The following is a 21,726-nucleotide window of genomic DNA, read 5'->3' on the forward strand; positions in this document are numbered from 1 at the left end:
CAAGCTGGAAGGAAACCGCGTGCCTACGCTGCCAATCGAAGAATCATGCGTTTCGATCTCCGTCCCGCGTTTGCCGCGGACAGCGAGGGATGGCGCTTTCGGCCTGTGAAATCGTCTGGGGATATAAAGATGCCGGGAATGAATTGGTCCGTCGCGCAACGCAGCCGTCTCCTGAGTTGGGGATCGACCACCGCGCTTACGTTGGCACTGATGCCCTGGATCCTTGGCGGTCGTGCCGAGGCGGCGTGCACGCCTCCGTCGCCGACCAGCGGCGCAATCGTGACCTGCACGGGAACGACGACCGACGCGAACGGAACGACGGGCTACGGCACCGCCACGGATAGCGGCAATACCATCAACGTGGTTGCGGGGGCCAGCGTCATCGGTACCAACATCGGCATCGCGCAGAGTCGCGTGACCGTCAACAATGCCGGCTCGATCCGCACCGATGTAACGAACGGACAAACCGGGATATCCGCGCTTCAGGGCGTGGATTTGATCAACACGAGCACCGGCCGCATCGATGCGCGTGGCGCGAACAGCATTGCAGTCGACGCTCTGTCAGGCACAGTGAGCCTCGAGAACGCCGGCACGATCGTGGCATTTGGCACCGACGCGGCCGCGATCAGGGGGGATGCGGTCAACGTCACAGCCAACTCCGGCACTGTTTTGGGTGATCGGTTCGGAATCGTCGCCACCAATGCCACAGTCACGAACAACAGCGAGGGGCAGATCTTCATCGCCGGATCGAACGGCTTGGCGATAGTCGCGAGCAACGATGTCGTCGTCAACAACGCCGGCGTCATTGCCGCAGCCGGAGCCGGCGGGACCGGCATCTCCGGCGGGACCGTGACCATTGCAAGCAACACGGGTCGCATCGCAGGTCACCACACCGCGATCACTGCCATCACGTCGTCTACCATCAACAATAGCGCAGGCGGGCTGATCGAGGCCACCGGCCCAAGCGGCATTGCCGTCTTTGTTGTCAGCGGTACCGCGACGGTGACCAATGCCGGTGAAATCTCCGCAAAGGTTACCAACGGTGCGGCTATCGAAGCGGATGCAGTGGTGGTGTCAGCAAATACTGGCCTCATCTCCGGCGGCACACGTGGTATTTTGGCAAACACGGCAACAATTTCCAACGGTGTGGGCGGCACGATCTCGGCGCTCGACGCCAACGGCAAGGCCATCCGGGCGACCACCGCGACGGTTGCCAACGCCGGACAAATATCAGCGTTGGCAACCGGGGGCGTCGGCATCGACGTCGACACCGTGAATGTGACGGCCAACACCGGCCTGATTTCGGGCGAAAGCTTCGGGATCCGCTCGTCGGCAGGCGTTGTGGCCGTGAACAACAATGCAGGCGGCACGATCCTGGGCACGAGCCTCGGTGCTGTCGCGATTTCCGCGGGCCCAAACGCCAGCGTGTTCAATGCAGGCACGATCAAGGGCGGAATCGGCGGCGGAATTGGAATCCGTGCCACCGGTAAGGCGACCGTCGAGAACGCGGCCGGCGGGCTGATTTCCGCTGGCCAGTTTGCGGTCAGTGGGGACGAGGTCAAGGTCAGCAATGCCGGCATCATGGAGTCGACGCTCGGTGGGGCCGCCATCGACGCGCAGTCCGCTGACATCAGCAACTCCGGTATCCTTAGGTCGGTGGCTGGCAGCGCGGTTCAAGTCTTCGGTGATCTCACCTTGAACAACTCGGGCACCATCCAGGGTGCGCCGACGGCGCCTGCGGTCTTCGCCCAAGGGCAGGCAACAATCATCAACGCCGGTGCGATCTCGGGGCGCTACGGCATACAGACCCTCGGCGGCCTCGATTTGACGAACGCTGCGGGCGGTGTCATCTCGGGCAGTGTCCATGGCGTCCTTTCGCAGGGGCATTTTGTCCTCAACAATGCGGGTTCGATCTCGGGAGCGGCGGGCGGGGCGGTCGGAGCGGCGACCACCGCGACCCTGTTCAATTCCGGCGTCATCTCCGGTGGCACCGGTATCAGCTCGGGCGGGGCAGCAAACATCACGAACTCCGGCACGATCATCGGCACCGGCGGCACAGCGATCCTGCTCTCGAATGCGGCTGATACGCTGACCCTGCTGCCGGGCTCCAAGATCAACGGCGTGGTTGATTTCGGCTTCGGGGCCGACGTCGTCAACGTCAATCTCGTTGCGCCGACGACGCGGGTGTCGTCACTGACCACGATTCAGCTCCCGACCTTCGTCAACTTCGAGGGTACGATCAACACCACCGTCTCTAATGGCAACTTCAAAGGCCCGTCTGTTGCCTCCGGCCTGACGCTCGCAACGCTCGATCCGACCGCTTTGGCGCAGACCGATCGCACGCTGATGGATTTCACCGGCGGGGTGTCCTCGCTGGTGCAGGGCCGCCTCAGCGGCGGTGCCGGGCCGGCCGGGAGCAACATGATGGCGATGGCCTATGCGCCGGAGACCGCGCAGGCCGGGCCCTTCACCAAGGCGCCGCGCAGCCTGTGGACCGATCCGGCGCCGATCACGGTCTGGGCCAACAGCTTTGGCGGCCAGCGCATCCAGGACGAGACGGCATCGACGTTGCGATCAGCCTCGACCGCGTGGGGCGGGGCGATCGGCCTCGACCGCAAGGTGCGGCCGGACTGGCTGGTCGGCGCCTTCCTCGGCGGCGGGCAGGGCGGCCTCTCGGTCGATCTCAACTCGCAGTCGGTCGACACCAATTACGTGTTCGCCGGCGCCTATAGCCGGTTCGAATGGGCCTCGCAGTTCTTCGACTTCTCGCTGCAGGGCGGCAATGCCGACAACAAATCGCGCCGGCTGGTGCTGAACAATGCTGCGGTCGGCGTCTTGGAGACGGCGAGAGCGAATTACAGCGGCTGGTACGTCAGTCCGGAAGTCGCCTATGGCTACAGGCTCAACATCGGCAACGGTTACGCGCTGACGCCGACGGCGCGGCTGCGCTATGTCGCGGGCCGGTTCGACGGCTACAGCGAGAGCGGTTCGGCACAAGGACTATCCATCGGGAGCCGCACGCTGCAGGATTTCGAGGAGCGCGGCGAGGTCGATCTCTCACGTGTCACCGCCTTTGCTAGCGGCGAGCTCAAGGCCAACATCCACGGCGGCGTGATCGCGCTCCAGCGTGCCGGAGACACCGGCATCAACGCAGTGCTCCTCGGGCAGAACCTGTCGTTCGTGACGCCGGGCAGCCGTAGCACGGTCGGTGCGGTGGCCGGCTTCGGCTTCGATTATCGCACCGGGGCGAACGTGTCCGTGTTCGGCGCGGTCGAGGGCGTGATGATGTCCGACCAGAGCCGCACCGGCACGGCGAAAGGCGGCGTTCGCGTCGCGTTCTGAGCCGGCATCAGCCCTGGCGGCTCGAACACGATGCCGCCGGCCGGGTGCCATCCGCCCGGCCGGCGCCTCCTCCGATCGGAGGATGTCGCATGCGTCCGCTGTGTTAATCTCGCCGGCATTGATCATTCCAGTGCCATTTCGAGCCATGCCCGGACCGCAGAAACTGCCAGACCTCGTCGAATCCATCTACGATGCCGGGCTCGATCCCTCGCTCTGGAACAACGTCGTCGCCGGCGTCCGCGATTTCGTCGGCGGCCAGGCCTGCGGATTGTTTTCGAAGGATTCGATCAGCAAATCCGGCGTCACTCACTATTATTGCGGGGCGGACCCGCATTTCATCCAGCTCTATGCCGACACGCATGCGAAGTTCGATCCGCTCACGGTTCTGCCGCCACACGGCAAGGTTGTGAGTGTTCCGGACCTCGTCGAATTCGAAGAATATCGCAAGGGGCGTTTTTACCAGGAATGGATGCAGCCGCAGGGCTGCAGCGATGCGGCCAACGTCGTGCTCGAGATGTCGAATGCGAGCTGCCCCGTGATGATGACCGTGCTGTCGGACCGCCGCATGGTCGATCCCGGCATGAAGCACCGCCTCTCGCTCCTCGTGCCGCACGCCAGCCGCGCGCTCCTGATCAACCGCACCATGACCGCGGAACTCACGCTGGCGACGGCACTGGCTGATGTCCTCGACAATCTGACGGCCGGGATCTTCCTGCTCGACGCCTTCTGCCGCGTGGTGCACGCGAATTCGGCCGGTCACGCCTTGCTTGCAGCCGACGACGTGGTTCGCACCATCGCCGGACAGCTCGTGACCAGCAGCACCGAAGCCAATCAGAAGTTCCGCGAGACATTTTCGGGCCGCAATGCCACGCTGCTTGCCGCTCGCGGCCATGCCATGCCGCTGCTGTCGTCTACGGGCGAGCGCTATGTCGCTCATATGCTGCCGTTGTCCTCCGTGCTGCGGAACGGCAGCGAGCGCGTCGTCGATGCCGCCGGCGCGCTGCTGCTGCGCAAGGTGTCGCTCGACGGACAATCCTGGGGCGAATTGATCGGGCGGACCTTCGACCTGACGCCGACAGAGCTCCGCGTGCTGCTGTCGATCGTCGACATCGGCGGCGTTCCGGAGACGGCGACCGCGCTGGGCATCGCGGAAAGTACGGTGAAGACGCATCTGCACCGCGTCTTCGCCAAGACCGGCGTCAACAGGCAGGCCGATCTCGTCAAGCTCGCGGCAGGGTTTGCCAATCCGCTCGTCAATTGACCGGCACGACCGCAGTGGGCGTTGAACCTTTTGTCGCCGGGACAGACTCACCATAGCCTCCGGGCGTGTAGAACATTTCCGCAATCGCGTTTGACCATGGCTGTTCGGATGTCCCGAGTTCCCAATCACGCCGAGCTGATCGAGAGCATCTATGATGCAGGGCTCCACCCTGAGTTGTGGGGCGACGTCGTCGTCATGCTCAATGCGTTCATCGGCAGCCAGGCCTGCGGCCTGATCTCGAAGGATACGGTCAGCAAATCAGGTGCGACCCATTATTATTGCGGGGTCGATCCGCACTACATCCAGCTCTATTCCGAAACCTATTCGCAATACGATCCGCTCGCCCGGCTGCCCCAGTACGGCGAGGTGCGCAACATTCCGGACCTCGTGAATTTCGACGAGTACCGCCGCGGGCGCTTCTATCAGGAATGGCTGCGCCCCCAGGGCTGCGTCGACGTTGCCAACGTGGTGCTCGAGCAATCGAAGTCGCCGTGTCCGATGTTGATGACCGTCATCCCGGGCCGGGAGATGCTCGACGCCGGGCAACGCGCGCGCATGCAGTCGCTGGTCCCGCATGCGAGCCGGGCGCTGCTGATCAACCGCGCGATCGAGCGGAAACAGCAACGCGCGACCGCGCTGGCCGACGTCGTGGATCGCCTGAATGCCGGCGTCGTCCTGCTCGATGCGGCCTGCCGGATCGTCCACAGCAATCCGGCCGCGGAGACGATCCTGGCGACCGACGATGTCCTGCGCTCGATATCGGGCCGGCTGGTGACGAGATCGCCCGACGCCAACCGGGCCCTGCGCAATATCTTCCGCGATCCAGGAGAGGTTGCGGTGGCGGCGGCCGAGGGCCGAAAGATCCCCCTGACGTCGCATGACGGGTCGTACTACGTCGCTCATGTGATCGCGCTGCCGTCGCTGTTGCGCGATGGCGCGACGGAGCGGACGTCGGCTGTCGGAGCCTTGCTCGTCTGGAAAGCGGAACTCGACAGCCGCTCATGTGCCGGCCTGATCGACCGCACGTTCGAATTGACGCCTGCGGAACTGAGAGTTCTGCAGTCGATCGTCGAGGTCGGCGGTGTGCCGGAGACCGCGGCGGCGCTGGGAATTGCCGAGACGACGGTGAAGACGCACCTGCATCGGGTCTTCGCCAAGACCGGCGTGTCCCGCCAGGCCGATCTCGTCAAGCTTGCGGCCGGATTTTCCAATCCGCTTCTGCACTGACGCGCAGCCGCGCCGCTGACTGATCGCTGCAGCTCGCGCTGGGTTCAAACAGTAACATCATTAGAAAGTTATCGCGCGTCATACGATCGAATGACGCGATTTTTTTTGTCCTCTTCTAGAGAGGCATCACACGAGTTCTTGTTCGACCCATCAGATGCTTCTGTGAAGCAACTCACAGCAGGCTGGAGTGAATCCCGTCATTCTCTCGCGCAGGTTGAGAGGAGATCGTCATGCGAAGGACGTCACTTGTTATGGCCGACAAGTTCCGAGACATCTTAGCTCGCGTCGGTGCTGTATTTCACGAGCAGCGCAAGATCGACGCGCGGCGCGCGTTGCAGCGCTATCACCATTTGCTGGCTCAGCCGGGCCAACCATTGCTCTTGAACGACGTCATTTCGGTCAGCAGGAAAGAGGATATTTCAGGAAATGCCCACGGATCTGATGCGCGCGGGCGCCCCGCCGGCCAGCCGGCCCTCGAGCGCGCGTAATTTCAACATCGTCGCGGTCGTTCTGACCGCGGCGCTCGTCGCTCTTCAACTGATCGGTCTCGCAATCCTGGAGCGGTCCCACGCCCACGCGATGCAAACGCCGTTTCCGCACGAGACGGCCGTCTGCTCCGAGGGCCTGGATGCCGAGGCTTCGCAGATTCCAACCGACTGACCGGAGGACGGTCCGTGCCTGATATCACGACTCTGATTCTGCTGAGCGTTGCCGTATTCGCGGGGGCCTTCGTTTCGGGACTCTCCGGCTTCGCGTTTTCGGCGGTCGCCGGCGCGATCCTGCTGCGGGTGTTTCAGCCGCTCGAAGCCGTGCCGCTGATGATGGCGTGCAGCATCGGAGTGCAGGCGACCAATCTGTGGGCGCTCCGGCGCAACATCCGCTGGGAGGGCAGCCTGATGCTGATCGTCGGCGGATTGATTGGCGTTCCCATCGCAGTGTCGCTGCTGCAGTCTACGGACACGCATCTGCTCAGGCGCGGATTCGGCATCATCGTTTCGCTCTATGCCGCCTACATGCTGCTGCGGCCGACGCTGGTGACGGCCGGTGAGGCCGTCGGTCGGCACTGGGTCGCGCTGATCGGCTTCGGGGGAGGGCTGGTCGGTGGCCTCACGGCGATGCCCGGTGCGATCCCGACGATATGGTGCGACATGCGCGGCATGCCCAAGAGCGAGCAACGCGGCCTGGTGCAGCCGTTCATTGCGGCGATGCAGGTCTTTGCCATCGCGCTGCTGGTCGGGCACCAGGACCTGTCGTCAAAGGTCTTCGTCGATCTCGCCATCAGTCTGCCGGCGCTGTTTGCCGGCTCGGCGCTCGGCGTGATCGCCTTCCATCGCGTCAACGAGACGGTCTTTCGCAAGACTGTGCTCGTTCTGTTGCTGATATCGGGAGTTTCCCTGGTTTAGTGACCCGCCGTCTGAACCGGCGCGGCGCTGATGTCGCTGCCGTGATGCACCAGCGGCTTGTTGCCGGTGATGGTCCGCAGCAGCACATAGAACACCGGGGTCAGGAACAGGCCGAACACGGTGACGCCGATCATGCCGGAGAACACGGCAACGCCCATGGCCCGCCGCATCTCCGAGCCGGCGCCGGTCGAGAGCACCAAGGGCAGCACGCCCATGATGAAGGCCATCGACGTCATCAGGATCGGGCGAAGCCGCAAGCGGCTCGCCTCGATCGCGGCCCGGATCGGCGTCCGCCCGGCGAATTCGAGCTCGCGCGCGAATTCGACGATCAGGATCGCGTTCTTGGCCGAGAGGCCCACGAGCACGATCAAGCCGATCTGGGTGAAGACGTTGTTGTCGCCCTTGGAGATCCACACGCCGAACATGGCAGCCAGAAGCCCCATCGGCACGATCATGATGATCGAGAGCGGCAGCGTCAGGCTCTCATAGAGCGCGGCCAGCACCAGGAACACCAGGAGGATCGCCAGCGGAAACACCCAGAGGCCGGAATTGCCGGCGATGAACTCCTGATAGGTCAGGTCGGTCCATTCGAAGGCAAAGCCCTGCGGAAGCACTTCCGCCGCGATCCGCGTCGCGGCTTCCTGCGCCTGCCCCGAGGAGAAGCCGGGCGCAGCCGCCGCGTTGATGTCGGACGACAGGAATCCGTTGTAGCGGATCGCGCGCTCCGGCCCCGCGCTCTGGCGGATCTTGAGCAGGGCCGACAACGGCACCATGTCGCCCGAGGACGAGCGCACCTTCAACTGCCTGATGTCGTCGGCACGCGCGCGGAACGGCGCGTCAGCCTGCACGCGGACGGAATAGGTGCGGCCGAATTTGTTGAAGTCGTTGACGTAATAGGAGCCGAGGTAGATCTGCAGCGTGTTGAAGACCTCCGTCACGGGCACGCCGAGCTGTAGTGCCTTGGTGCGGTCGATGTCGGCGAACAGCTGGGGCACGTTGACCTGGAAGCTCGAGAACACGCCGGCGATCTCCGGCGCCTTCTGCATCGCCGTCATGAACGCCTTGGTCGCTTCGTTCAGCGCGTCGTAGCCGAGGCCGGCGCGGTCCTCGATCTGCAGCTTGAAGCCGCCGATGGTGCCGAGGCCGTTGACCGGCGGCGGCGGGAACATGGCGATGAAGGCTTCCTGGATGCCGGCATATTTCTTGTTCAGCTCGGCCGCGATGGCATTGCCGCTCAGGGCCGCATCCTTGCGCTCGTCGAACGGTTTGAGCGTCGAGAACACGATGCCGGCGTTAGACGAGTTGGTGAAGCCGGAGATCGACAGGCCGGGGAAGGCCACCGAGCTCTCGACACCGGGCTGGGTCAGCGCGATGTCGCTCATTTTGCGGATCACCTCTTCGCTGCGGTCGAGAGTCGCGCCGTCGGGCAGGCGGGCGAAGCCGACGAGATATTGCTTGTCCTGGCCGGGCACGAAGCCGCTCGGCACCTGCTGGAACAACAGAGCTGTCAGTCCGACCAGCAGGACATAGAGGCCCATCACGGCGGCTTTGCCGGAGATCACCTTGGTGACGGTGCCGCTGTAATTCTCCGAGGAGCGTGTGAAGGCCTTGTTGAAGCCGCGGAAGAACCAGCCGAGGCCCTTCTCCATGATCAACGTCAGCCGGTCCTTCGGCTCGTTGTGGCCCTTGAGTAGCAGCGCCGACAGCGCTGGCGATAGCGTCAGCGAATTAACGGCGGAGATCACGGTCGAGATCGCGATCGTCAGCGCGAACTGCTTGTAGAACTGCCCGGTGAGGCCGGAGATGAAGGCGAGCGGCACGAACACCGCGATCAGCACCATGGCGATGGCGATGATCGGCCCCGAGACCTCGCGCATCGCCTGATAGGTGGCATCGCGCGGCGAAAGCCCGGCCTCGATGTTGCGCTCGACATTCTCGACCACGACGATGGCGTCGTCGACGACGATGCCGATCGCGAGCACGAGGCCGAACAGGCTGAGCGCGTTGATGGAGAAGCCGAACACATGCATCACGGCAAATGTGCCAACGATCGACACCGGCACAGCCAGCAGCGGGATGATCGAGGCGCGCCAGGTCTGCAGGAACAGGATCACGACCAGCACCACCAGCGCGATCGCTTCCAGCAGCGTGTGGATCACCGCTTCGATCGACGAGCGCACGAACTGCGTGGGGTCGTAGACGATCTGGTAGGACACGCCCTCGGGCATGTTCTTCTTGATCTCGGCCATGGTGGCGCGGACGTTGTCGGAGATCTGCAGCGCGTTGGAGCCGGGCGCCTGGAAGATCGGGATCGCCACTGCCTGCTTGTTGTCGAGCAGCGAGCGCAGCCCGTATTCGGAGGCCCCGAGCTCGATGCGCGCGACATCTCGCAGCCGTACGACTTCGCCGCGTGTGCCGGTCTTGACCACGATGTCCCCGAACTGGTCCTCGTTGGCGAGCCGGCCTTCCGCGTTGACGGAGAGCTGGAGATCGATGCCCTTCACGTTCGGGGAGGAGCCGACCACGCCGGCGGCGGCCTCGACGTTCTGCGCCTGGATCGCCCTCACGATATCGCTCGCGGTCAGCCCGTGCTCGGCGGCCTTTTGCGGATCGACCCAGACCCGCATCGAATAGTCGCCGGCGCCATAGAGCTGGACGTCGCCGACGCCGTCGATCCGGGCGAGCCGGTCCTTGACATTGAGCACGGCGTAGTTGCGCAAATACGTCATGTCGTAGCGGCCGTTGGGCGACAAGAGATGCACGACCATGGTGAGGTCGGGCGACGACTTCTTGGTGATGATGCCGAGCTGGCGCACCACTGCCGGCAGGCGCGGTTCGGCCTGCTGCACGCGGTTCTGCACCAGCTGCGTCGCCTTGTCGGGGTCGGTACCGAGGCGGAACGTCACCGTCAGCGTCATCGCGCCGTCGGTGGTCGCCTGGCTCGACATGTACAGCATGTTCTCGACGCCGTTGATCTGCTCCTCGATCGGCGTCGCCACCGTTTCCGCGATCACCTTGGGGTTGGCGCCGGGATAGGTCGCGCGCACCACGACGGAGGGCGGCACGACATCGGGATATTCCGAGATCGGCATCGCGAACAGCGAAATCAGGCCGGCAAGGAAGATCACGACCGACAGAACCCCGGCGAAGATCGGACGATCGATGAAGAATTTTGAGAGATTCATGGCCTTGCCCCTGGGCAATATCGTGCGGTTCTCCGGCAACTCCCCCGCCATTCCGGGGCGCGTAGCACGCGCGACCCGGAATCCAGAGGTGAGGCGATCGGAGCTTTGTAATTTCTAGATTCTCGGGTGCGCAATTGCGCACCGTAGTTCGCGTTTGCGTGCGCCCCGGAATGACGTCAGCGTTGCACCACGTCCTGGTTGCTGTGATTGGAAGCTTGCTGCCCCCGCGCACCCATCGCCGCCACCTCGGTCTTGAGCAGCGCACCAGGCCGCACGCGCTGCAGGCCGTTGACGACGATGCGATCACCGGGCTTCAGGCCCTCGGTGACGACGCGCAATCCGTTGACGGCGCCACCGAGCGTGATCGGCCGGTACACCGCGCGGCTGTCGTCGCCGACCGCCATCACGAACTTCTTGTCCTGGTCGGTGCCGATCGCGCGCTCGTCGATCATCACCAGCGTCTGCTGCTTCGGCTGGCCCATGCGCACGCGGGCGAACTGGCCGGGGATGAGACGCCCGTCGTCGTTCTGGAACACCGCGCGGACACGGATCGTGCCGCTCTGGCCGTTGACCTGGTTGTCGATGAGCTGGATATGGCCTTTCGCCGCCAGACCGCCGGAGGTCGTCATCTCCACCGGGATCTGGTCGAGCTTGCCGCGCTGGCCGGAGCTGTCCGCAATCGAATTCAGCGCGCGCAACACGATCTCTTCATCCGCATCGAACGAGGCGTAGATCGGATTGACCGAGACCAGCGAGGTCAGCACCGGGGAGGCGGTGCCCGCAGCGACGAGGTTGCCGACGGTGACCTCGATCTTGCCGACGCGGCCGTCCACGGGCGCGCGCACCTCGGTGTAGTCGAGATTGAGCTTTGCGGTCTGCAGCGTTGCCTCGGCCGCCTTCACGTTGGCGATCGCTTCGCGGTTGGCGTTCTCGCGCTGATCGAAATCGCGCCGCGTCACGACGGCGTTGCCGACGAGCTGCGCGCCGCGCTCGACCTCGCTGGTGGTGAACACCACGCGCGCCTTCGCCGCCTCGAGCTGGGCGTTGGCCTTGTCGACCTCGGCCGCGTAGGGCGCCGGATCGATCTTGAACAGGACATCGCCGGCCTTCACCAGCGCGCCCTCGGTGAAATTCGCCGACAAAATCGCACCGGCGACCCGCGGGCGCAGCTCGACCCGCTGGATTGCCTCGAGCCGACCGGAAAAATCGTCCCACAGCGCGGTCTGCTTGGGTTCGATCAGTGCGACCGTAACGGGGACGGCTTGCTCGGCCGCGGCTGCCGTTGCCGTCGCTTGGGCGGCGTGGAAGTAGTGGCCGGTCGCAATCGAGCCGGCGGCGGCGAGGGCGCCGACGATAGCGACACCGCCGAGAAGACGGCGAAAACGGCCGGCAGAAGATGTTTCTTGGGAGGGGGGCATTTGCGCGCTCCAGATATGTAGTGTTCACTACAGATGTGGAGCTGGATACCGCAGCGCAAGATACTTATGTATCAGTCGCTAAGAAAATTGTACGCCGATACCGCGACGATTGGAAGACATAAGAAAAAGAAAGTCAGAACAAATAGATAGGGACTGGCGTTAGACTCATAAGGCCCGCTGATTCCGAGGAGACTGGCACATGCGCATGGGACGCCCCCGCGAATTCGACGCCGAAACGGCGTTGGACCAGGCGATGGAAGTGTTTTGGCGCCATGGCTATGAGGGCGCCACGATCGCCCAGCTCACCGAGGCCATGGGCATCAACCCCCCGAGTCTCTATGCCTGCTTCGGCAACAAGGAAGGCCTGCTCAAGGCCGCCCTCGATCGCTACAGCAAATTGCGGGGCGCGTGGATGGACGAGGTGGTCGCGGCCCCCACCGCGCGCGCCGTCGCCGAGCGGATGCTGATGGGCATCGCCGACAAGCAGACCGATCCCGCCAATCCGCCCGGCTGCCTGCTCGTGCAAGGTGGCATCGCCTGCGGCACCGGGTCCGAGAACGTCCCCTTCGAGCTCGCCGCCCGGAGAGCCCAGAACGAAGACCAGCTGCGCGCTCGCTTCGTCCGCGCCAAGGCCGAAGGTGATCTCAAGGACAGCGCCGATCCCGCGGCGCTCGCGCGCTATGTTTCGGCGGTGTCGGTCGGCATGGGCGTAATGGCGTCCTCTGGCGCCGATCGTGAAGCGCTGCGACAGGTCGCTGATGTCGCGGTGCAGGCGGTCGAGGCGCAGTCGGGGAACAGATAGGTCCTGGTCGTGTCTCGACGAGAATACTCGCGGCAAGCGGCGCGTTTGGGCGAGCCTTCCTCTTAATCCTTGGCCCGCTTTGCGATTGCCGCAGCCGGCCTCGGCAAACCGATCAGTCCGTCGGCCATGGAGGCCCTGATCAATCAACCGGGATCGATCGCGGTCAGGACTGTCGCGAGTTCGGATTGGAAACGTTCCGAAAGACGTTCCGTTCTACACAGGCCCTGGTGTGGCTGAGGAGAAGAAGTTCGAAAACGTCGTCGTTCAGGGGATGGAGGATGGCTTCTTTGAAGGTAGACCCGCAATCCAGGAGTTTCAGTTCACGAAGGACCCCGATGGGAAACTGGAAGGCGTGATCGATGTCTTTGGCGATGGTTCACTGTTTGCGATCCTGACCCCCGGACATACGGCCGGCCACCTCTCCTATCTCGCCCGCACCCCAACGGGGCCGGTGCTGTTTACCGGCGATGCTTGCCATACCCGCTGGGGGTGGGAGCATGGTGTCGAGCCCGGAAGCTTCACCTTCGAACGGGAAAGCGAACGAAAGAGTCTGCTCCAACTGAAAGCCTTGAGTGAACGTCACCCCAACATGATCGTGAGGTTAGGTCATCAGCCTTGGGTCCGGCGGAGCTGAATGTCCATGGCGCGTCGTGACATGTCGCGACCGCACGACTTGGTCGCGGCTGTCAACGCTGCCGGCCTCGATCATCGCGCAGATTACTTTGCAGCCAGCCCCGGCGGCGCCACGAACCCGCCGAATTCGCGTTCGATCAGACCGGCGAGCGCGATCGTCGTGCGGTCCTCCAGATACGGCCCGATGATCTGGACGCCGATCGGCAGGCCCGACGGCGCGCGCTCGATCGGGATGGCGGTTGCAGGCAGTCCGCAGGTCGAAGCCGGGTCGGCCCAGATGAAGCAGGCATCGGCGTAGTTGTAGAACTTGCCGTCGATGTCGAGCTGCCGCGCGTCGAACGGCTCGGACTGGTCTTGCGGAAAGGCCGGCACGGCCGCGGCCGGATAGATTACCGCGTCGAACTCGCGGAAGAACTGATGCCACTTCTGTTGCAGCTGTAACCGCGCCGCGTCGGCCGCGAGCCAGTCGCGGTGGCTCATGCCCCAGCCGCGGGCGCGCTCGGCCTGCAGGCTGCGGTCGTCTGGCGAAAGTGTCGCGGCAGCTGCTTGCGCTTCGGCGAGCGCGGCCGCCGTCAGGCGCGGACTTCTCGCTCCGTTCAACAGCCTCATGTAGAGCCGCGCGGACTCGGCGAGATCGGGCAGGGCCGCGCTTGAACGAGCAACGCGCGCGCCGGTTCGTTCGAGCCGCTCAGCCAATCGCCCGATGGCAGAACGCACCGCATTGCCCGTCGGCATCAGTGGATGGGTATCGACCACGAGAATCCTGAAATCCTCGAGCTGATCGTGGCGCGCGGGAGGCAGTGCAAGCCGATAGCCAACCCCGTCACGCGTCTCATCGGGACCGGCAATCACGTCGAGCGACAGCGCGAGGTCGGAGGCGGTGCGCGCCATCGGCCCGACGACGGCGAGATCGCCTTGACCGGGAACGGGCGGCGCCGGCGGCAGACTATATCCGCGCAATGGGACGAGGCCGAGGCTCGGCTTGTGTCCGAACACGCCGCAAAAATGCGAAGGCACCCGGATCGAGCCGCCGATATCCGAGCCGATCGAGAGCGGACCGAAGCCCGCCGCGAGCGCCGCGCCCGATCCGCCCGAGGAGCCGCCGGGCGAGCGGCCGAGGTCCCACGGATTGTTGGTCGTCCCGTAGATCTCGTTGTAGCTCTGGAAATCCCTGAGGCCGATCGGGATGTTGGTCTTGCCGATGATGATCGCGCCCGCCGCCTTCAGCCGCGAGACGATGAGAGCATCTTCCGCCGGCTTGTAATCCCTGAAATGCGGGAAGCCCCATGTCGTCGGCAGGCCGGCGACGTTGAACGGCTCCTTCAAGGTCACGGGGATGCCGAGCAGCGGCAGCCGCTCGCCGCAAGCGCGGCATCGGCGGCGCGCGCAGCCGCTCTCGCGCGATCGAAATCGCGAACGATGATCGCGTTGATCTGTCCGTCCAGCGCCTCGATGCGCGCGATCGTGTGTTCGAGCAGTTCCGACGCAGATATCTTGCGCGTGTGCAGGGCGCTCAGCAATGTCCTGATCGAGCCGTAGCTCAAGTCGCCGGCATCTGCGTTCAATCCCTTTTGCACCACGCACTCCGTTGTATCGCAGCCATGGCACCGTCATCCGAATCGAGCGCCTTCCGATGCGGATAGGGCGCGGGGTGGTCGCCGTTGCTCATGCCTTCCGACAGGTTAATGGGGCGTCTCAACGGCGAATTGATCCTAGGCTGATGATGTAACCGTGCGCCTGTTTTGCCCGACGTGTCAAATCTGCGCGCTCGCCGACATCGAACTGTCCGCTCGCAAAATTCTTCAATGATTTGTACTGTGCATGGGGTTGTTTTCGCACTTTTTGTTTTGGAGGCCGACGGCCGGGGCTCAGCCGGCAGCTCCTAAGAGTTTCTACACACAGTTCTGGCACGTTCCGCGCGTCAATGTCCGCAACCCGCATCGTCGCCTCTCATTGCGCGCACGAAAAGACGGGCCCGCGGGAATCGAGGGGGCGTAATTCATGACTGCACTCGCTTCGGACGCCGGTCGCGCCGGGAGCGGGATCGTGCCGATCCTGCTGTGCGTCGTGCCGTTCAGCCAGATCCCGCTCGATGCCTATACGCCCGGCCTGCCGCAGATGGTGGTGGATCTCGCCACCGACGCGGCCTCGATGCAGAACACCGTCACCGCCTACATGCTCGGCATGTCTCTCGCGCTGGTGCCGGTCGGCATCGCCTCCGACACGCTCGGTCGCCGCAAAGTTCTGCTCGCGGGCCTGTCGGTACTCGTTGCGATGAGCATCGCCTGCGCGCTCGCCACCAGTGCCTCGCTGCTGCTTGGCTTGCGCTTCCTGCAAGGCATCGGCGGCTGCACCTGCCTCGTCGTCGCCTATGCCGTCGCGGCCGACTGCTTTCGCGGCCGTGAGCTCACGGCGATCTCCGGTCTGCTCGGCGCGGCCTGGGGTCTTGCGCCTGTGCTGGCGCCCGCGGCCGGCGGCTTCATCGTCGAGCTGACCTCATGGCGCGGCGTCTTCGTCATCATCGCCATCGCCGCGGCGATCGTAGCCGGGATCGTCGCATTCTTTCTCCCAGAGACGCTGCCCGCTGACCGGCGGGCACCGTTCGATCCGCGCCGCACGGCCGGCATCCTGCGCGATGCGCTGCTGCGTCCGGGCTTCCTGGCTTTCGTCCTTGTCTTTGCCGCAGCGGCCAGCGCGCAGCTGGCCTTAGGCGTCGTCGCGCCTTTCTTCTACCAGACCGGGCTCGGCTACTCGGCGGCGATCTACGGCCTCGTCGCGCTCGGCCTCGGCGGCGTCAATCTCGCCGGCGAGCTCGGCTGCGCGCATTTCGCGCGCTTCATGCCGGCGCGCGTCCTCGGCTTCGGCGCCTTCGCGCTGTTTCTTGCCGGCTCGGCCGTGCTGACCGCGACAGGCATGACGGTCGGTCTCGACTTCGTGTCGATCACGATCGGCGGCGCGCTGGTGCTCGGCGGCTGCGGCGTGTTGTGCCCGATGATGTACGGCATGGCGCTCGGCCTGTTCGAACGCGACCACGGCCTGATCGGCGGCCTGATCAGCGCGCTCTGCTATCTCGCCGTCAGCGGCGCCATGGCGATCGCGGCGGTGCTGCCTGAAGCCACGCAGGCGCCGATCGGATGGCTCTATCTCGGCCTCTGCGCAATTGCGGGCGCGCTGCTTGCGATCTCGCTGCCGTCAGTGCGCCACGCCACACAGACCTAAGGGAGGAACCCATTCATGACCAGCGTCGGTATTCGCGGCACGTTCTTCGATTTCGTCGATGATCCCTGGAAGCACGTCGGCAACGAGCAGGCCGCCGCGCGCTTTCACCAGGACGGCCTGATGATCGTCACGGACGGCGTCATCAAGGCGTTCGGTCCTTATGGCAAAATCTCTGCTGCGCATCCGGGCGTGCAGGTCACTCATATCAAGGACCGCATCATCGTCCCTGGCTTCATCGACGGTCACATCCATCTGCCGCAGACCCGCGTGCTCGGGGCCTATGGCGAGCAGCTGCTGCCATGGCTGCAGAAATGGGTCTATCCGGAAGAGCTCAAATACCGCGATCGCAACTATGCGCGCGAGGGCGTGAAGCGTTTCCTCGACGCGCTGCTGGCGTCCGGCACCACCACCTGCCAGGCCTTCACGAGCTCCTCGCCGGTTTCGACCGAGGAATTGTTCGAGGAAGCGGCGCGCCGCAACATGCGCGTCATTGCAGGCCTCACCGGCATCGATCGCAACGCGCCGGCCGACTTCATCGATACGCCTGAGAATTTCTATCGCGACAGCAAGCGGCTGATTGCGGAATATCACAACAAGGGCCGCAACCTCTACGCCATCACGCCGCGCTTCGCCTTCGGCGCCTCGCCCGAATTGCTCAAGGCGTGCCAGCGCCTCAAGCACGAGCATCCCGATTGCTGGGTCAACACCCACATCTCCGAGAATCCGGCCGAGTGCAGCGGCGTGCTGGTCGAGCACCCGGACTGCCAGGACTATCTCGGCGTCTACGAGAAGTTCGACCTGGTCGGGCCGAAATTCTCCGGCGGCCACGGCGTCTATCTCTCCAACAACGAATTTCGCCGCATGTCGAAGAAGGGCGCCGCGGTGGTGTTTTGCCCTTGCTCGAACCTGTTCCTCGGCAGCGGCCTGTTCCGCCTCGGCCGCGCCACGGATCCGGAGCACCGCGTGAAGATGTCGTTCGGCACCGACGTCGGCGGCGGCAACCGCTTCTCGATGATTTCCGTGCTCGACGACGCCTACAAGGTCGGTATGTGCAACAACACGCTGCTCGACGGCAGCATCGATCCAACGCGCAAGGATCTTGCCGAGGCCGAGCGCAACAAGCTCTCGCCTTATCGCGGCTTCTGGTCGATCACGCTCGGCGGCGCCGAAGGCCTCTACATCGACGACAAGCTCGGTAATTTCGAGGCCGGCAAGGAGGCCGATTTCGTCGCGCTCGATCCGAACGGAGGGCAGGTCGCGCAAGCCTGGCACCAGTCGCTGATTGCCGACGGCGCCGGCCCGCGCACGATGGACGAGGCCGCGAGCATGCTGTTCGCCGTCATGATGGTCGGCGACGACCGCTGCGTCGACGAAACCTGGGTGATGGGCAAGCGCCTCTACAAGAAGAGCTGAGCGGCGGCAAGCTCATGAGCGCATCGTCAGACACCGCCGGTCAGCCGGTTGCCCTCGTCATCCAGCGCCGTATCGCCGATGACGGCTTCGCCGCGTTTGCGCGGTGGAACGGCGAGGTCGGCGAGGCGCTCAAGGCCTGGCCCGGATTCCTGGGGCAGGAGGTGGTGCCGCCGCGGCCGCCGGCCCACGTCGATTGGGTGACGATCCTGCGCTTTGCGAGTCCTGCCGCGGCGCGCGCCTGGCTTCAGAGCGAGGTGCGGGCGAAGCTGATTGCGGAGGTGCAGCGCTATTTCGTCGGCTCGGAGGACGTTCACATCCTGCCCGATACCGGCGTTCAGCGCGACAACGCGGTGTCCGCGGTGATCTCCTTCAGGGTCCCGGCCGAGCTGGAAGATTCGTTCCTCAAATGGCAGCAGCGCATCCAGGCCACGGAGGCCGAGTTCAAGGGATTTTTGCGCCACAAGATCGAGCGGCCGATTCCGGGACTGCACGAGGAATGGATCGTCATCCTGTCGTTCGACTCTGATGCCAACCTCGATGCATGGCTCGGCTCGCCCGTGCGGCAGACGCTGCTGAAGGAAGGCGAGCGCTTCAACGCCGGCTTGAACGTCAAGCGTGCGAGCTACGGCTTCAATTTCTGGTTCCCGGCCGGCAAGGAGCGGGCGCCGGAGCAAGGGCCGGGCTTCATCTGGAAGAGCAACCTCATCGTCCTTCTCGTGCTCTACCCCGTGGTCTACCTCTGGGGCACGTTCATCAGCGCACCGCTGATCGACAGCCACGGCGTGCCGGTCTGGCTGTCGCTGTTCGTCGGGAATCTTGTCAGCACCCAGTTGCTCGGCTGGTGGCTGGTGCCCGCCGCCTTCAGGGCGCTCGACTGGTGGGTGGCGCCGAAGGCGGCTATCAGTCGCCAGATCGCAGGTTACACACTGCTTGCCGCGCTCTATGCGGCGTCGATGGGTCTGTACGCGCTGCTGCTCGCGTGGCATTGGGGGCGGTGAGACCGTCCACAGCTGGCACGCGACGACCATGTTTGCCCTGACATTCCTTGGCACTTCGGCAAGCGTTCCCTCGGCGGAACGCAACCATCCGGCCTTGCTGGTCGAGGCGGCCGGTCAGCGCATGCTGGTCGATTGCGGCGAGGGCACGCAGCGCCAGCTGCTGCGCAGTGGCGCCGGCTTCCGGCGGCTCGACCGCATCCTGCTCACGCATGCGCATCTGGATCATGTGCTCGGCATCCCCGGCCTGTTCTCGACGCTCCGCTTGCGGCAGAGCGCCGAGGTGATGACGGTTCATGGTGGACCAGCCACGCTCGAGATCGTCATCCAGATGTTGGCCGGGATCTGGGGCGCGGGCAGGGCGCCGCTTCCAGTGGAGTTCGCAGGCTTGGCCGCGGGCCAATTTCTCGACGCCGGTGATTTCACCATCGACTGCTTTCCAGTCCGTCACCGCGACACCGACAGTTTTGGTTTCGTGTTCCAAAGTCCATCGCGTCGCCACCTTCGGCCCGATCGCCTCGCGGCGCTCGGCGTCCCGGATGGTCCCATGCGCGGCGAACTGGCTGCAGGACGGCCGGTTGTGATCGACGGTCGAACGATCGATCCGGAAGAGGTTCTGGGCCCGCCGAGCGGCGGCAGGAAGCTCGTGGTGATCGGCGACACCGAGACCACCGACGGGCTGTCCGGCTACGTCGCTGACGCCGATCTGCTGGTGATCGAGGCGACCTTCCTCGATCGTGACGCCGCGACTGCGCGGGATTACGGCCATCTGACCGCGGCGGAAGCGGCCGCCTTTGCGGCCGCCAGCAACGTCGGCCGACTCGTGCTGACCCACATGTCGGGACGGTACGAGGACGATGAGATCTTGGCCGAGGCGGCGAGGATCTTTCCGAATACCGGGATCGCCGCCGATTTCGATCATATCGAGATCTAGTTACCCCGCCCCGTGATCAGCTCGTCAGTCCCGACTTGATCGCGAGATCCTGCACCTGGGCCGTCAGCTGCATCAACTTCGGCAGCGCCTGATCGCGGAAGGCTGCCATGTCCATGCGCATCGCATCGACCGTGACGCTCAATCCTCCGATCACCTGGTCCTGCGCGTCGAAGATCGGCGTTGCCAGCGTGCGCAAGCCGTAGGCGTTCTCGCCGTCGGAGACGGCGTGGCCCTTTTTCTTCACCTGGTCGAGCCGGGCGAGCAGGGCATCGAGATCGGTCAGCGTCCGCTCTGACAGCTTGACGCGTGGGCGCGCTTCCAGCCGCGCAATCTGTTCCTCACGCGCCAGATGCGCCAGCATGACATGGCCGAGCGCGGCGCTGTAGGCGGGAATGCGCGTGCCGGGCCGGCGGTCCATCTTGTGGCGGTCGAGGCCGGCGCCGACGCGCGCGAGATAGACGACGTCGCCGCCGTCGAGGATGCCGAGGGAAGCCGCGTCGCCAACATCAGGCACGAGGCCGCGCAGCAGCGGCTCGACCATCGGCCGCAACGATCCATGCGAGAGCACGTTGTAGCCGAGGTCGAGACACGCAATCCCGAGGCGGAACCGCCGGCTCGGTGGAACAGCCTGGAGATAGCCGAGCTCGACCAGGGTCTGGATCAGGCGAAACGCCGTTCCGCGATCGAGATCGGCCCGTGCGGCAATCTCACTCAGGGTCAGCTCGAAAGCCTCACTGCTGAAGCTCTGGAGCACGGCAAAGGCCTTGCCGACGGAAGCAACGTAGTTCTTTGGATTTTTCGGGAGCGATTCCGCTTTGCGCTTCGTGGCCTTTTTCTCGACCTTGGTCATGCCCGAATGCCTCGCCATGACGCACCGCCCTTGACGTGGCGGCCGGCTGATTTTACGACAGGTCAACACAATAACAAATGTTCGCATTCCGAACAATATCGATTTGGCGATCGGAGGAAGTTTGTCGACATCATCGCTGCACCCTCATGGCGTGTTCTCCGCCGCGCTGACGCCGCTCGACGCCGAACTTGCCCCCGATCATGCGCGCTTCGTCGCGCATTGCCGCTATTTGCTGGAGGAGGGCTGCGACGGCATTGCGCTGCTCGGCACCACCGGCGAGGCGAACTCCTTCTCGGCGGCCGAGCGCATGGCACTGCTCGACGCGGCGATGGCCGCGGGCATCGCGCCGCAGCGGCTTCTTCCGGGAACGGGCGTCGCCGCGCTCACCGAGACCATCGCGCTGACGCGTCATGCGCTCTCGGTCGGCGTCGAGACCGTGGTGATGCTGCCGCCGTTCTATTACAAGGGCGTCAGCGACGACGGCATCTTTGCCTCCTACAGCGAGGTCGTGCAGCGCATCGGCGATGCCGGGTTGAAGATCGTGCTCTATCACATTCCGCAGATGTCGGCGCAGCCGATCTCGCATGCTCTGATCGAGCGGCTGCGCAACGCCTATCCGACGACCTTCACCGGCATCAAGGATTCCTCGGGCGACTTCGCCAACATGAGTGCCATGGTCGAGTGCTTCCCGGGCTTCTCGGTTCTGGTCGGGGCTGATCCCTTGCTCCTGCCGCTGCTGCGCAAGGGCGGCGCCGGCTGCATCACCGCGACCTCCAACCTCGTCGCGCGCGACCTGGCCTATGTCTACAAGCACTTTCGCGACAGCGACGACGACGCACCCCTCAAGGCGGCGCAGGCGCGCATCGTGAAGGCGCGCGAGCTGGTCTCGCGCTTTCCGCAGATGGCCTCGCTGAAGGCGCTGGTGGCCGATCGCACCCGGCATGCCGGTTGGCAGCGCCTGCGGCCGCCGCTGGAATCCTTGCCGCCAGCTCAGGTGAAAGAGCTGCTCGCGAATGCGGCGGCGTTCGCCGCGGACGTCTAGCG

Annotated in this window: 15 protein-coding genes and 1 pseudogene; 12 read left to right on the top strand and 4 right to left on the bottom strand. The window is 64.7% G+C overall.

Annotated features, from left to right (window positions below; all coding sequences use genetic code 11):
- Positions 1–129 precede the first annotated feature (129 nt).
- From XH83_RS13865 to XH83_RS13885, 5 genes are all read left to right on the top strand, one after another.
- A complete protein-coding gene (locus tag XH83_RS13865) occupies positions 130–3,342 on the top strand; it encodes an autotransporter domain-containing protein (protein WP_194407528.1) in 3,213 nt (1,070 codons plus the stop codon).
- Positions 3,343–3,487: 145 nt separating this feature from the next.
- Complete coding sequence (locus tag XH83_RS13870; protein ID WP_194407529.1) at positions 3,488–4,603, top strand: helix-turn-helix transcriptional regulator; 1,116 nt, start codon at positions 3,488–3,490, stop codon at positions 4,601–4,603.
- A gap of 108 nt (positions 4,604–4,711) precedes the next feature.
- Complete coding sequence (locus tag XH83_RS13875) at positions 4,712–5,830, top strand: helix-turn-helix transcriptional regulator (RefSeq protein ID WP_194408258.1); 1,119 nt, start codon at positions 4,712–4,714, stop codon at positions 5,828–5,830.
- 426 nt (positions 5,831–6,256) lie between these two features.
- Positions 6,257–6,490 (top strand): hypothetical protein, encoded by a 234-nt coding sequence (locus XH83_RS13880; RefSeq protein WP_194407530.1) that lies wholly within the window; start codon positions 6,257–6,259, stop codon positions 6,488–6,490.
- Between the two features lie 14 nt (positions 6,491–6,504).
- Complete coding sequence (locus tag XH83_RS13885; protein WP_194407531.1) at positions 6,505–7,233, top strand: sulfite exporter TauE/SafE family protein; 729 nt, start codon at positions 6,505–6,507, stop codon at positions 7,231–7,233.
- Here the strand turns inward: XH83_RS13885 and XH83_RS13890 are convergent.
- Together XH83_RS13890 and XH83_RS13895 are read right to left on the bottom strand one after the other, a co-directional pair.
- On the bottom strand, positions 7,230–10,418 hold the full coding sequence (locus XH83_RS13890; RefSeq protein WP_194407532.1) for an efflux RND transporter permease subunit: 3,189 nt from the start codon (positions 10,416–10,418) through the stop codon (positions 7,230–7,232). The two genes, XH83_RS13885 and XH83_RS13890, sit on opposite strands and share 4 nt — an antisense overlap.
- Before the next feature lie 176 nt (positions 10,419–10,594).
- Complete coding sequence (locus XH83_RS13895) at positions 10,595–11,836, bottom strand: efflux RND transporter periplasmic adaptor subunit (protein ID WP_194407533.1); 1,242 nt, start codon at positions 11,834–11,836, stop codon at positions 10,595–10,597.
- Positions 11,837–12,035: 199 nt separating this feature from the next.
- Here XH83_RS13895 and XH83_RS13900 point away from each other — a divergent pair, with 199 nt between their 5' ends.
- Both XH83_RS13900 and XH83_RS13905 read left to right on the top strand, forming a co-directional pair.
- Positions 12,036–12,638: a TetR/AcrR family transcriptional regulator gene (locus tag XH83_RS13900; protein WP_194407534.1), complete on the top strand. Its 603-nt coding sequence runs from the start codon at positions 12,036–12,038 to the stop codon at positions 12,636–12,638.
- A gap of 229 nt (positions 12,639–12,867) precedes the next feature.
- Positions 12,868–13,272, top strand: coding sequence for an MBL fold metallo-hydrolase (locus XH83_RS13905; protein ID WP_194407535.1), 405 nt, complete (start codon positions 12,868–12,870; stop codon positions 13,270–13,272).
- Between the two features lie 83 nt (positions 13,273–13,355).
- On the opposite strand, the pseudogene XH83_RS13910 reads toward XH83_RS13905, so the two are convergent.
- Positions 13,356–14,836, bottom strand: a pseudogene (locus XH83_RS13910) (amidase).
- A 436-nt stretch (positions 14,837–15,272) separates the two neighbouring features.
- Between XH83_RS13910 and XH83_RS13915 the strand changes: the two are divergent.
- From XH83_RS13915 to rnz, 4 genes are read left to right on the top strand one after another with little or no spacing between them, the layout of a single operon-like run.
- Positions 15,273–16,490 carry a multidrug effflux MFS transporter gene (locus XH83_RS13915; RefSeq protein ID WP_194407536.1) on the top strand — a complete coding sequence of 406 codons (1,218 nt, stop codon included), beginning with the start codon at positions 15,273–15,275 and terminating at the stop codon, positions 16,488–16,490.
- Between the two features lie 15 nt (positions 16,491–16,505).
- Positions 16,506–17,903: a guanine deaminase gene (gene guaD, locus XH83_RS13920; protein ID WP_194407537.1), complete on the top strand. Its 1,398-nt coding sequence runs from the start codon at positions 16,506–16,508 to the stop codon at positions 17,901–17,903.
- A gap of 14 nt (positions 17,904–17,917) precedes the next feature.
- Entirely contained in the window at positions 17,918–18,901 is a 984-nt protein-coding gene (locus XH83_RS13925; RefSeq protein WP_194407538.1) for an antibiotic biosynthesis monooxygenase, read from the top strand.
- 28 nt (positions 18,902–18,929) lie between these two features.
- On the top strand, positions 18,930–19,832 hold the full coding sequence (gene rnz / locus XH83_RS13930; protein ID WP_194407539.1) for a ribonuclease Z: 903 nt from the start codon (positions 18,930–18,932) through the stop codon (positions 19,830–19,832).
- 16 nt (positions 19,833–19,848) lie between these two features.
- On the opposite strand, the gene XH83_RS13935 is transcribed toward rnz, so the two are convergent.
- Entirely contained in the window at positions 19,849–20,700 is an 852-nt protein-coding gene (locus XH83_RS13935) for an IclR family transcriptional regulator (protein ID WP_246776463.1), read from the bottom strand.
- Between the two features lie 103 nt (positions 20,701–20,803).
- On the opposite strand from XH83_RS13935, the gene XH83_RS13940 reads away from it, so the two are divergent.
- Positions 20,804–21,724: a dihydrodipicolinate synthase family protein gene (locus XH83_RS13940; protein WP_194407540.1), complete on the top strand. Its 921-nt coding sequence runs from the start codon at positions 20,804–20,806 to the stop codon at positions 21,722–21,724.
- Positions 21,725–21,726: the final 2 nt, after the last annotated feature.

It is taken from the genome of Bradyrhizobium sp. CCBAU 53351 (genome assembly GCF_015291745.1).
Classification (GTDB): Bacteria; Pseudomonadota; Alphaproteobacteria; order Rhizobiales; family Xanthobacteraceae; genus Bradyrhizobium.

Bases quoted from the DNA above. Each gene is read 5' to 3' on its own strand.
- XH83_RS13900 (WP_194407534.1), top strand. From the start codon at position 12,036: ATGCGCATGGGACGCCCCCGCGAATTCGACGCCGAAACGGCGTTGGAC.
- XH83_RS13890 (WP_194407532.1), bottom strand. From the start codon at position 10,418: ATGAATCTCTCAAAATTCTTCATCGATCGTCCGATCTTCGCCGGGGTT.
- XH83_RS13865 (WP_194407528.1), top strand. From the start codon at position 130: ATGCCGGGAATGAATTGGTCCGTCGCGCAACGCAGCCGTCTCCTGAGT.
- XH83_RS13925 (WP_194407538.1), top strand. From the start codon at position 17,918: ATGAGCGCATCGTCAGACACCGCCGGTCAGCCGGTTGCCCTCGTCATC.
- XH83_RS13880 (WP_194407530.1), top strand. From the start codon at position 6,257: ATGCCCACGGATCTGATGCGCGCGGGCGCCCCGCCGGCCAGCCGGCCC.
- XH83_RS13935 (WP_246776463.1), bottom strand. From the start codon at position 20,700: ATGGCGAGGCATTCGGGCATGACCAAGGTCGAGAAAAAGGCCACGAAG.
- rnz (WP_194407539.1), top strand. From the start codon at position 18,930: ATGTTTGCCCTGACATTCCTTGGCACTTCGGCAAGCGTTCCCTCGGCG.
- XH83_RS13870 (WP_194407529.1), top strand. From the start codon at position 3,488: ATGCCCGGACCGCAGAAACTGCCAGACCTCGTCGAATCCATCTACGAT.
- XH83_RS13895 (WP_194407533.1), bottom strand. From the start codon at position 11,836: ATGCCCCCCTCCCAAGAAACATCTTCTGCCGGCCGTTTTCGCCGTCTT.
- guaD (WP_194407537.1), top strand. From the start codon at position 16,506: ATGACCAGCGTCGGTATTCGCGGCACGTTCTTCGATTTCGTCGATGAT.
- XH83_RS13875 (WP_194408258.1), top strand. From the start codon at position 4,712: ATGTCCCGAGTTCCCAATCACGCCGAGCTGATCGAGAGCATCTATGAT.
- XH83_RS13915 (WP_194407536.1), top strand. From the start codon at position 15,273: ATGACTGCACTCGCTTCGGACGCCGGTCGCGCCGGGAGCGGGATCGTG.